Raw genomic sequence first — 10,303 nt, forward strand, 5'->3', positions numbered from 1 at the left:
CCGCCGCGCCCGCCGTCGCGCGCCCCGCCTCAAGCCTGAAAACCAGACCCATCGACGCCGCGCGCCTGCTGAAGGCCCTGCGCGGCCGCACATCTGTTTTCAGGATACGAATTCCATGTCTCTCAAGACCGCTGCGGCGCCGTGCGCCCTGCTCATCGGCGCCTGCCTGGCGCCGTCCCTCGCCCATGCCTACGACCTGTCGGAGGCTGACAGCCCCACCGTCGTCGACAGCATCATCGTCACCGGCCGGCGCAACGCCGAAGACCCGACCGTTGTGGCCGAGGCCCGCAACCGTCTCAGCCGCACCCCCGGCGCCGTCGCCGTGGTGTCAGCCGAAAGCTATTCCGACCGCTTCGTGCAGGGCTTCTCCGACACCCTGCGCAACGTCCCCGGCGTGCTGGCGCAAAAGCGGTTCGGCGAGGAAAGCCGCCTGTCCATTCGCGGCTCGGGCATCGCCCAGGGCTTCCACCAGCGCGGCGTCCTGTTCGCCCAGGACGGCGTGCCCTTCGCCGACGCCGACGGCTTTTCCGACTTCCAGAGCGTGGATTCCCTCAGCGCCCGCTATGTCGAGGTGTGGAAGGGCGCCAACACCCTGCGCTTCGGCGGGGCCCAGTTGGGCGGGGCGATCAACCTAGTCACCCCGACCGGCCGCACGGCCCGCCAGCGCGCCCTGATGCAGGTCGAGGGCGGCAGCAACGGCTTCGTGCGCGCTCACGGCGCCGTCGCCGAGACCTATGGCGACTGGGACGTCTACGCCGCCGCCACCGCCATGCAAGGCGACGGCTGGCGCGACCACAGCCAGCAGTCACAGGCCCGCCTGACCGTCAATGCGGGCCGTTCCTTCGGCGAGGACCGCGAGGTGCGCCTGATCGCCCAAGCCGCCGACATCAAACAGGACATGCCCGGCTCCCTGACGTTGAAACAGGCGCTGAACACCCCACGCATGGCCTCAGCCAGCGCCCTGTCCGGCGATCAGGCCCGCGACCTGACGGTCAAGCGGCTGACGCTTCAGACCCGCTGGCGCTTCAATGAATCCACCTTGTTCGAGGGCGCCGTCTGGGGTTGGGAGAAGTCGCTGTATCACCCGATCTTCCAGGTGATGGATCAGGACAGCACGACGCGCGGCGCCTTCGCCCGCATCGACTGGACCGGCCAGATCGGCGACCTGCGCGCCGACGCCTTCTACGGCTTCTCGTGGCGCGAGGGAGAGGTCGAGGCCCTGCGCTATGTGAACCTGGCGGGTCAGCGCGGCGCCAAGACCGCCGATGCGCGTCAGGACGCCTCTGGGCTGGACGTCTTCGCCGAGGGGCGGCTGTTCGTCACCGACCAACTGGCGCTGGTCGTGGGCGGCTCATGGGGACGCGCCACGCGCGACTATCTGGACCGCATGACCCCGGCCAATGACGCCAGCCGCGACTACGAGTGGTTCTCGCCACGCATGGGCCTGTTGTGGGAAGCCGAGAATGGCGCCCAGGTGTTCGCCAACCTGACCCGCTCGGTCGAGCCGCCGACCTATGGCGCCCTGGTGCAGGCGCCGCTGACCGGCTTCACCCCGGTCGAGGTTCAGGACGCCTGGACCGGCGAGATCGGCACGCGCGGCCGTCATGGCCCTCTGGCCTGGGATCTGGTCGCCTACCGCAGCCGGATCGAGGGCGAGATGCTGAACTTCATCACCGGCCCCGACATCCCCGCCGCCACCTTCAACGCCAAGAAGACGATCCATCAGGGAATCGAGGCCGGGCTGGACTGGACCCTGCCGGTCGAACTGGCGGACGGGTCGATGATGCTGCGTCAGGTCTATAACTGGAGCGACTTCCGCTTCGACGGCGATGCGCGCTGGGGCGACAACCGCCTGCCGGTCGTGCCTGAGCACCAGTACCGGGCCGAGCTGGCCTGGCGCCATCCGACGGGCGTCTTCGTCACCCCCTCGGTCGAGTGGCGGATGTCCAGCCCCTACGTCGACTACGCCAATACCATGAAGGCGCCGGACTACGCCGTGCTGGGACTGACCGGCGGCTTCAACATCAACGCCCGCACCTCGGTCTACATCGACGCGCGCAACCTGACCGACAAGCGTTACGTCGGCGAGTTCTCGGCCGTGACCGACGCTCGCTCGTCGCAGACGGCCGTCTTCTTCCCCGGCGAGGGCCGTTCGGTCTTCGTCGGCCTGCGGCTGGTCTACTGATGACCGCCTCTCCCAAGACCAAGGCGCCGGACATGATGTCCGGCGCCTATCGGGCCGTCTGGCGCTGGCACTTCTACGCCGGGGTGCTGGTCATGCCGTTCCTGATGCTGCTGACGCTGACGGGCGGCCTCTATCTATTCAAGGACGAGATCGACCACGCCGTCTATCGCTCCATGATCCAGGTTCCGGCCAGCGCCCAGCAAGCAGATCCTGATCAGTGGCTGGCCGCCGCCGCCCGCGCAGGCGAAGGCCGGGCGGCGAACGTGCTGGTGCCTGACCGCGCCGATCAGGCCGTGCGCGTCCACGTCGACAGGTCCGACGGCGCCCAGCGCACCGTCTTCGTCGATCCGCACACCGCCACGGTCACCGGCGTCACCGCCTATGGCGGCGTGACCGAGACGATCAAGAAGCTGCACTCCCTCAGTCTGTTCGGCGGCCCGATCGGAACGGCGCTGAACATTCTGGTCGAGATCGTCGCGGGTTGGGCCATCATCCTGTGCGCCACCGGCCTTTACCTGTGGTGGCCTCGCCGCCGCGCCGGCGCCGTGCTGAGGCCGCGTGAGACGGACGCCGGACGCCGCCCCTTCTGGCGCGACGTTCACGCCCTGACAGGCTTCTATGTGGGCGGAGTGATCATCTTCCTCGCAGTCACCGGGATGCCGTGGTCGGCCGTCTGGGGCGATCGCTTCATGGGCGTCATGCGCGACACAGGGCTGGGCCGCCCGCCCGCGCCCGCCGCCGCCAGCCCCTGGAGCCACGCCAAGCTCCACGACGCCCCGGCGGGCGTGGGCTGGACGCTGGAAAACGCCGTCCTGCCCGCGCATGGCCACGGCGTCGCCAGCCTGTCGCGCGTTCTCGAAACCGCGCGTGAACAGGGCCTGCCCCGCCCCTTCACCGTCAGCATCCCCCGATCCTCCGACCTGGCCTGGACCGTCTCCCGCCAGACCCGCAAGACCGAGGACGCCCGCAGCCTCTATGTCGATGGCGCCACCGGGGCGGTGAAGGCCGACCTGCGCTGGAGCCAGTTCGGCGTCATGGCCAAGGGCTTCGAATGGGGCATCGCCGTCCATCAGGGAACGCAATACGGCTGGATCAACCGCATCGTCATGCTGATCGGCTGCATCGCCGTCTGGCTGCTGGCGATCAGCGGCCTGATCATGTGGTGGAAGCGCCGCCCGTCCAGCCTATCGCGCCGCCTTGCCGGCGCCCCGCCCGCGCCGCCCGGCCCCCGCGCGAGAATCGCCGTGCTGTGCATCGTCATCCCCCTGTCCATCCTCTATCCCTTGACGGGACTGAGCCTCGTGGCCGCCCTGCTGCTCGACCGAGCGGCGCGGGCGTTCGCCGGGTCCAAGCCCGTCGCAGCCTCTTGAGAAGGAGCTTCAACATGAAACCTCTGTTCGCCCTGACCGTCCTGTCGGCCGCCGCCCTCACCCTCGCCGCCTGCGGCCAGCCCGCCGAAAAGTCGGCCGAGGCCGCCAAGGACGCCGCCGTCGCCCCCGGCGTGGTCCAGGTCGCCGACGCCTGGTGCCGCCCCACCCCCAACGGCGCCAAGGCCGGGGGCTGCTACCTGACCCTGACGGCAGGCTCCGACGACCGTCTGGTCAGCGTCTCGACGGCCCTGGCCCAGTCGGCCGAGGTGCATGAGATGAAGATGGAGAACGGGGTCATGAGCATGGCTCACCTGGCCGACGGCCTGCCCCTGCCCGCCGGAACCCCGGTCGAGCTGAAGCCCGGCGGCAATCACATCATGCTGATGGGCCTGCGCGATCCTCTGGTCGACGGCGGCGTCGCCTCCTTCACCCTGACGTTCGAGAAGGCCGGTCCTATCGGCGTCCACGCGGCCATCAAGCAGCCGCCGGTGGTGGATTCCGAAGAGTAGGAAGCTCTCTTGACGGCGCGAGCCTGACAAACCGGCCCGAACCGGCTAAAGGCTCGCGCTCACGAGGAATACCATGGCCCTGAAAGTCGCGATCGTCGGCCTGCCCAACGTCGGCAAGTCCACCCTGTTCAACGCCCTGACCAAGACGGCGGCGGCCCAAGCGGCCAACTATCCGTTCTGCACCATCGAGCCGAACACCGGCGACGTGGCCGTGCCGGAGCCGCGCCTGAACGTCCTGGCCGGCATCGCCGGTTCCAAGGAGATCATCCCCTCGCGGATCACCTTCGTGGACATCGCCGGTCTGGTGCGCGGCGCATCCAAGGGCGAGGGCCTGGGCAACCAGTTCCTGGCCAACATCCGCGACTGCGACGCCATCGCCTTCGTCGCCCGCTGTTTCGTCGATGACGACATCACCCACGTCGAGAACCGCATCGACCCGATCTCGGACCTCGAGATCATCGAGACCGAGCTGATGCTGGCCGACCTCGAGAGCCTTGAGCGCCGCCGCGTCCAGATCGAGAAGCGCGCCAAGGGCGGCGACAAGGAATCCCAGCTGAACCTGAAGCTGATCGACGCCGCGCTCGAGAAGCTGCGCGACGGCAAGCCCGCGCGCCTGGCCGAGGTGTCCAAGGAGGACAAGAAGGCCTGGGACATGCTGCAGCTGCTGACCGCCCTGCCCGCCCTCTACGTCGCCAACGTCGAGGAAGGCTCTGCCGACAAGGGCAATGAGCTGTCCGATCTGGTCGCCAAACGCGCCGCCGAGGACAACGCCAACTCAGTGGTCATCTCGGCCCAGATCGAGTCGGAGATCGCCGTCCTGGACGACGAGGAACAAAAGGAGTTCCTCGAGACCCTGGGCCTGGAAGAGCCCGGCCTGAACCGCCTGATCCGCGAGGCCTACAAGCTGCTGGGCCTGCAGACCTACTTCACCGTCGGGCCGAAGGAAGCGCGCGCCTGGACCATCCCCGTCGGCGCCACCGCGCCGCAAGCGGCGGGCGTGATCCACACCGACTTCGAAAAGGGCTTCATCCGCGGCGAAACCATCGCCTTCGACGACTATGTCGCGCTGAAGGGCGAAGCGGGCGCCAAGGAAGCGGGCAAGATGCGCGCCGAAGGCAAGGCCTACGTCGTCAAGGACGGGGATGTGATGCATTTCCTGTTCAACAACTAGGGCGCTTTCTCAGGGCGGTTAGAAAATCTGACCGCCCTAATAGAATTACTGAAATTCCATACCCTTGCAGGTATCGCCAAAGCCCTGAATGAATCAGCCGACTGACGCTGAAAATTCTCCAGGGACGCCATGAAGTTCGATACCCTCGCCGTGCATGCGGGCTATTCGCCTGATCCGACCACCAAATCGGTCGCCGTGCCCATCTATCAGACCACCAGCTACGCCTTCGACGACACCCAGCACGGGGCGGATCTGTTCGACCTGAAGGTGGCGGGCAACATCTACACCCGCATCATGAACCCGACGTCCGACGTGCTGGAACAGCGCATCGCGGCGCTGGAGGGCGGGATTGCGGCGCTGACCGTGGCCTCGGGTCAGGCGGCGATCACCTATGCGATCCTGACCATCGCGGAGGCGGGCGACAACATTATCGCCACCTCGACCCTGTATGGCGGCACCTATAATCTGTTCGCCCACACCCTGCCCCAGTACGGCGTCACGGTGCGCTTCATCGACGCCGCCGACCCGGCCGCCATCGCCGCCCATACGGATGAGCGCACCAAGGCGGTCTTCTGCGAATCCATCGGCAACCCGCTGGGCAATGTCGTCGACTTCGGCGCCCTGGCCGACGCGGCGCACGCGCAAGGCCTGCCGCTGATCGTCGACAACACCGTGCCGACCCCCTACCTGACCCGCCCGATCGAGCATGGGGCGGACATCGTCATCCACTCCCTGACCAAATACATCGGCGGCCACGGCACCAGCATCGGCGGCGCCATCGTGGACAGCGGCAACTTCCCCTGGGCCGAGCACAAGGCGCGCTTCCGCCGCCTGAACGAGCCGGAAGTCAGCTACCACGGCGTCGTCTACACCGAGGCGCTTGGCCCGGCGGCCTTCATCGGCCGGGTGCGCACCGTCCTGCTGCGCAACACGGGCGCGGCCATCTCGCCGTTCAACAGCTTCCTGATCCTTCAGGGGCTTGAGACGCTGGCCCTGCGCATGGACCGCCACGTCGAGAACGCGACCGCCGTCGCCCAGTGGCTGAAGGCCCACCCCAAGGTGGAATGGGTCAACTACGCCGGGCTGGAAGACCATCCGTCCAACCCGCTGATCAAGAAGTATTTCGGTGGCAAGGCGTCCGGCCTTCTGACTTTCGGCGTGAAGGGCGGCCGCGAGGCGGGCGCCCGCTTCCAGGACGCGGTGAATATCTTCACCCGTCTGGTCAACATCGGCGACGCCAAGTCGCTGGTCTGCCACCCGGCCTCAACCACCCACCGCCAACTGTCGCCTGACGAGCTGAAGAAGGCGGGCGTCACCGAAGACACCGTGCGCCTGTCGGTCGGCATCGAACACATCGACGACCTGATCGCCGATCTGGATCAGGCGCTGGCCGCCGTCTGATTTTTCGACCTGTCCCAGCCAGGCGCCGCTGACGCGGCGCTTGGCTGTCGACTCCGCCGATCCGGCTCACTACGGTCCCGCCATCGAATTCTCCGAGGGGTGAGACTGTATGCGTATTTCATCTTCCGTCGCCGTCCTGGCGTTCGCCGCGGCCCTGGCCGGCGGCGCCGCCGCTCAGGCCCAGACCGCGCCCGCCTTCGACGCCGCGCGCATTTCCGAGGACATCCGCGTCCTGTCGGACGACAGCTTCGAGGGGCGCGGCATCGCCACCCCGGCCGAGCAGAAGGTCATCGACTACCTGAGCCGCCAGTATGCGGCCGCCGGCTTCGCGCCGGGCGGCGAGAACGGCGGCTGGACCCAGGCGGTCGGCCTGAACCGCTTCACCGTCTCCAACATCTCGGGCCAGCTAAAGCTGGGCGACTGGAGCCAGTCGCTGACGCAGGGCCAGGAAGTCACCATGACGACCCGCCTGCCCAGCAACGGCGTCGACCTGAAGGACGCGCCGCTGGTCTTCGTCGGTTACGGCATCAGCGCGCCCGAGCGTCAGTGGAACGACTTCAAGACCGACGTGCGCGGCAAGGTCATCGTCGTCCTGGTCAACGACGCCGACTTCGAAGACCCGTCGCTGAACACCTTCGGCGGCGAGGCCATGACCTATTACGGCCGCTGGACCTACAAGTTCGAGGAAGCCGCGCGCCAAGGCGCGGCGGGCGTGCTGATCGTGCATGAGACCAAGCCCGCCTCCTACGGCTGGACCACGGTCGCCAACTCCTGGGGCGTGCCGCAGTTCGACATCGTGCGCGCCGATCCGTCGGCCGAGCGCGTGGCGATGGAAGGCTGGATCCAGCGCGATCTGGCCGTCGATCTGTTCCGCCGCGCGGGCCTCGACTTCGAGCAGGAGAAGATCAAGGCGCGCAGCCGCGACTTCCAGCCGGTCGAGCTGACCGGCGCGACCCTCGACGCCCGCATGGATGTGAAGTCTGAGCGCATCGTCACCCACAACGTCGTGGCCAAGCTGGAAGGCTCGACCCATCCGGACGAGACCATCCTCTACACCGGTCACTGGGACCACATCGGCATGGGCGAGCCGGACGCCAACGGCGACCGCATCTTCAACGGCGCCATCGACAACGCCTCGGGCACGGCGGCCCTGCTGGAAATGTCGCGCCAATGGTCGGCCGGACCGCAGCCCGAGCGCACCATCGTCATGATCAGCTTCACCGGCGAAGAAAGCGGCCTGCTGGGTTCGGAATTCTACGCCGCCAACCCGCTGTATCCGCTGGAGAAGACCGTCGGCGGCTTCAACATCGACTCCTCCGCCGTCTTCGGCCGGATGAACAAGCTGGGCGTGACCGGCTACGGCCATTCCGAACTGGACGAGCCGGTGATCGCGGCGGCGGCGGCGCAGGGACGCGGCTTCGTCGGCGACGCCGGCGCCGCGGCGGGCATCTACTTCCGCTCCGACCACTTCCCGCTCGCCAAGAAAGGCGTGCCGATGGCCTATCTGTCCTCGACGGGCGAGTTCGTCGACGCGCCGATCGAGCCGCGCCTGGCGCGCGCCGCCGACTATCGCGCCAACCGCTATCACCAGGCGGCGGACGAATGGGAGGCCGATTGGGACTACTCGGGCATGCTTCAGGATCTGGATGTCATGTTCAAGGTCGGTCAGGATCTGGCCAACAGCCGCACCTGGCCGGAATGGAAGTCCGGCTCGGAGTTCGGCCCGGAACGCGCCAAGAGCGCCGCTCAGCGCCGCTGATCCGGCCCTTCGGTCGAACATGACGAAAATGTAAGGGGCGGCCTCGCAAGGGGCCGCCCTAAGACTATGGGAAACGGCCTCGTGGGGAAGGTCGAAGGAAACGCCATGCACCATCGCTTCATTCGCGGCGTCGCCGCCGCCGCGCTGATCCTCGTCGCGGGCGCCGCCTCGGCCCAGGACTTTTCAGCCCAGCGCCTGTCCGACGACATCCGCGTCATCAGCGCCGACGACTTCCAGGGCCGCTACCCCGGCACGGAGGGCGAGAAGAAGACGCTGGATTGGCTGCAGGCCCAGTATGAGGCCATGGGGCTGGAGCCCGGCGGTCCGAACGGCCAATGGCTGCAGGTCATCGACCTGAAGCGCCTGACGCCCAGGGGCGAAGCGGCCCTGGCCTGGGCCAGCGCCACGTCCGGCGGCCGCGCCCTGATCGCCGGGACCGACTTCACCCTGCGGGCGATGAACGATGCGGCCGTGGGCCAGGTGATCGACGCCCCCGTCGTCTTCGCGGGCTACGGCATCCATGCGCCCGAGCGGGGCTGGGACGACTACGGCGATCTGGACGTGACCGGGGCGGTCGTCCTGGTCGTGGCGGGCGAGCCCGACGGCGAACTGTTCAACGGCCCCTACGCCACCACCTACCAGTCCGCAGCCTACAAGGCTGACGAGGCCAAGCGGCGCGGCGCCGTGGCGGTTCTGACCCTCGTCGACGGCGACGCAGGCTCGGCCGCCTGGCGACGCGAGACATCAGGGGCGAACCGCACCCGCACCCTGACGCCCGGCTCGGCCGAGCTGACCCTCAGCGGCGCCGTCAACCGCGACGTCGCCGCCGAAATGGGCGTGGACTTGGCGTCGCTGAAGCCCCGCCTCGAAACCGGCGACTTCCGCGCCTTCCCGCTGGAGACGCGGATCACCGCCTCGGCCGAGGAATCGGTCGAAATCCTGCGCACCCACAACCTTCTGGCGCGCATCACCGGAACGGAACGCCCGAACGAGGTCGTCATCTATTCCGCCCACTGGGACCATGTCGGCGTCAATGAACACGCAGCGGGCGACGACAAGGTGTTCAACGGCGCCTGGGACAACGCCTCGGGCACCATCGGCGTGGTCGAGATGGCGCGCCAGCTGAAGGCCGCCCCAACGCCGAAGCGCACCCTCGTCTTCGCCCATATGGCGGCCGAGGAGATGGGCCTGCTGGGCGCCTACGCCTATGTCGCCGATCCGGTCTATCCGCTGGAGACGACGGTGGCCGACATCAACATCGACATGCTGCCCCTCAGCGGCCCGACTCGAGACGTGCCCATCTTCGGCAAGGGCCAGAACAGCCTCGAGGACGACCTTCAGGCCCTGGCCGAACAGGAAGGCCGCTACGTCTCCGACGACGGCCAGCCGGAGCAGAATTTCTACTACCGCTCCGACCACTTCCCCTTCGCCCGCGCGGGCGTGCCGGCCCTGATGCCCTGGCACGGGGTGGATTGGGTTGAGGGCGGCCGCGAGGCGGGCCTGGCCGCCTGGAAAGCCAAGTTCGGCGCCGACTATCATCGCCCCAGCGACGAGTGGTCGGCCAGCTGGGATCTGCGCTCGGCGGTCGAGAACCTGACCCTGCTCTATCGCCTGGGCCTGGACCTGGCCAACGGCGACGAATGGCCGAGCTGGAAGCCGACCTCCGAGTTCGGTCAGGTCCGCGACCGCAGCGCGGCGGCCCGGCGTTGACGCATCAAAAGGCAAGGGCGGCAACGCCCTCGCCCGCCCGCACGTTGAGACGGAAATGAAGCGCCCTTCGCCTCTCTTCTTCGTCGTGCTGGCGACCCTGCTGGCGGCCTGCGACCCGCCGGGACAGGTCAACCCGCCCACCGAGCCCGCCCACCCCATACAGGGGCCGGGAACCTCGGCGCCCCCGCCCCAGCGCCC

7 protein-coding genes are annotated in these 10,303 nt (G+C 68.1%); all 7 read left to right on the forward strand.

Annotation, left to right across the window (positions count from 1 at the left end; all coding sequences use genetic code 11):
* Positions 1-115: 115 nt before the first annotated feature.
* The 7 genes from BDIM_RS10405 (at position 116) to BDIM_RS10435 (ending at position 10,105) form a co-directional block, all read left to right on the forward strand.
* Positions 116-2,185 (forward strand): TonB-dependent receptor family protein, encoded by a 2,070-nt coding sequence (locus BDIM_RS10405; protein WP_040345728.1) that lies wholly within the window; start codon positions 116-118, stop codon positions 2,183-2,185.
* Complete coding sequence (locus BDIM_RS10410) at positions 2,185-3,555, forward strand: PepSY-associated TM helix domain-containing protein (protein ID WP_003165557.1); 1,371 nt, start codon at positions 2,185-2,187, stop codon at positions 3,553-3,555. The genes BDIM_RS10405 and BDIM_RS10410 overlap by 1 nt, the downstream gene beginning before the upstream one ends.
* Before the next feature lie 14 nt (positions 3,556-3,569).
* Positions 3,570-4,064 carry a copper chaperone PCu(A)C gene (locus BDIM_RS10415; RefSeq protein WP_003165558.1) on the forward strand — a complete coding sequence of 165 codons (495 nt, stop codon included), beginning with the start codon at positions 3,570-3,572 and terminating at the stop codon, positions 4,062-4,064.
* 73 nt (positions 4,065-4,137) lie between these two features.
* On the forward strand, positions 4,138-5,235 hold the full coding sequence (gene ychF, locus BDIM_RS10420; protein WP_003165559.1) for a redox-regulated ATPase YchF: 1,098 nt from the start codon (positions 4,138-4,140) through the stop codon (positions 5,233-5,235).
* Positions 5,236-5,364: 129 nt separating this feature from the next.
* Positions 5,365-6,636, forward strand: coding sequence for an O-acetylhomoserine aminocarboxypropyltransferase/cysteine synthase family protein (locus tag BDIM_RS10425; RefSeq protein WP_040345730.1), 1,272 nt, complete (start codon positions 5,365-5,367; stop codon positions 6,634-6,636).
* A 109-nt stretch (positions 6,637-6,745) separates the two neighbouring features.
* The gene (locus BDIM_RS10430) at positions 6,746-8,395 is read left to right on the forward strand and encodes a M28 family metallopeptidase (protein ID WP_003165560.1); all 1,650 of its coding nucleotides are present in this window, start codon (positions 6,746-6,748) and stop codon (positions 8,393-8,395) included.
* 105 nt (positions 8,396-8,500) lie between these two features.
* Positions 8,501-10,105 carry a M28 family peptidase gene (locus BDIM_RS10435; RefSeq protein WP_040346844.1) on the forward strand — a complete coding sequence of 535 codons (1,605 nt, stop codon included), beginning with the start codon at positions 8,501-8,503 and terminating at the stop codon, positions 10,103-10,105.
* Positions 10,106-10,303 lie beyond the last annotated feature (198 nt).

Source organism: Brevundimonas diminuta ATCC 11568, from assembly GCF_000204035.1.
Taxonomy (GTDB): domain Bacteria; phylum Pseudomonadota; class Alphaproteobacteria; order Caulobacterales; family Caulobacteraceae; genus Brevundimonas; species Brevundimonas diminuta.